The sequence below is a fragment of the Streptomyces sp. NPDC051315 genome, from assembly GCF_044455165.1.
Taxonomy (GTDB): Bacteria; Actinomycetota; Actinomycetes; order Streptomycetales; family Streptomycetaceae; genus Streptomyces.
In genome coordinates this window covers 1-1,600 of the sequence record NZ_JBITEN010000056.1, presented here as the reverse complement: position 1 = coordinate 1,600, position 1,600 = coordinate 1, and the positions used below count along the sequence as shown (strand labels likewise).

The following is a 1,600-nucleotide window of genomic DNA, read 5'->3' as shown; positions in this document are numbered from 1 at the left end:
GTGCCGCCGGTGATGAGCACGGTGCCGCGCAGGGCGGGGCGCTCGCTCGTGGCCGGCGGGGTGTGCCGCACCAACCGGGGCACCGTCAACTCACCTTGCACAATGCGCAGTTGTGTCTCGCCCGTGGCGACCGCGGCCGCGAGAGCCTCCCGGGAGGCCTCCGTGCCGTCGACCTCGGCGAGCACGATCCGGCCGGGGTGTTCCAGCTGGGCGGTGCGCAGCAGGCCCCGTACGGCCGCGGTGGCCGGGCTGTCGGAGCGGACGGTGACGACCAGCGGGCCCGCCGCCGGGTCGGCGTCCTCCACGAACGCCTGCACGGCACCGAGCACCCGCCCGGTCACCCGCCGTACCTGCTCGGGAACGGTCCCCGCGGCCTCGTCCGTGACGTCGAGCGGACTCCAGTCGTTCGCCGCAGCGCCCGAGCCGAGCGCCACGGGCATCCACTCCACCCGGAACAGCGCGTCCCGGCCGACGTCCGCGCCGAGCTGCTCGGCGGCGACCTCGCGGTACACCAGCCGGTCGACGCTCGCCACCGGACCGCCCGTCGGGTCCGCCACCGTCACCGAGAACCCGTCCGCGCCGGCCGGTGCGATCCGGACGCGCAGGGCGCCGGCGCCCTGCGCGTGCAGGGTCACCCCGTTCCAGGCGAACGGCAGCCGGGTCCGGTCGTCGTCGACGCGCGACGGCGCGAACGAGGCCGCGTGCAGTGCCGAGTCCAGCAGCCCGGGATGCAGGGCGAATCCGGCCGCCTCGGCCCGGCCCCGCTCGTCCAGGGCGACCTCGGCGAACACCTCCTCGCCCCGCGTCCACACCTTCCGCAGCCCCTGGAACAGCGGACCGAACGCGAACCCGGCCCCGGCGAGCCGCTCGTAGAAACCGTCCAGGCCGGCCGGTTCCGCGCCGGCCGGCGGCCAGGCGGCCAGGCTGCCGGCCGTGCCCGCCGGCACCGCGGTCAGCGAGCCGGTGGCGTGCCGGGTCCACGGCGCGTCGGCGGCCGTGTCGTCCGGCCGTGAGTAGACGCCGAGGGCACGGCGGCCCGCGGCGTCCTCCCCGGACGCCACCACCTGCACATGGACCCCGCCCCGGGCGGGCACCACCAGCGGCGCCTCGACGATCAGCTCCTCCACGTGCGGGCTGCCCACCTCGTCGCCCGCGCGCACCGCCATCTCCACCAGCGCGGTACCGGGCAGCAGCACGGTGTCCGCGATGGTGTGGTCGGCGAGCCACGGGTGCGTGGCCAGCGACAGCCGGCCGGTGGCCAGGACACCGCCCGAGTCGGGCAGCACCGACACCGCGCCGAGCAGCGGATGGCCCGCGGCCACCAGGCCCACCGAACCGGCGTCCCCGGAGGGCGCGGCCGGCTCCAGCCAGTAACGCTCGCGCTGGAAGGCGTACGTCGGCAACTGCACCGTCGCCGTCGGCCGTTCGGTGCCGAGCAGCGCCGAACGGTCGACCGGGACGCCCCTCGTGTGCAGGGCCGCCAGGGCCAGGGCGGCGGTCCGCACCTCGTCCTGTCCGCGTCGCAGGGCGGGGAGGGCGAGGGCGGCCTCCTCGTCGAGGGTCTGGGTGGCCATGGGGGTGAGGGCGGCGTCGGGGCCGA

Annotated in this window: 1 protein-coding gene; it reads right to left on the bottom strand. The window is 77.1% G+C overall.

Annotated features, from left to right (window positions below):
* Nucleotides 1-1,574, bottom strand: a 1,574-nt coding sequence (locus ACIBBD_RS38760; RefSeq protein WP_399424724.1) for a polyketide synthase dehydratase domain-containing protein, incomplete at its 3' end; no start/stop codon positions are given.
* Nucleotides 1,575-1,600: the final 26 nt, after the last annotated feature.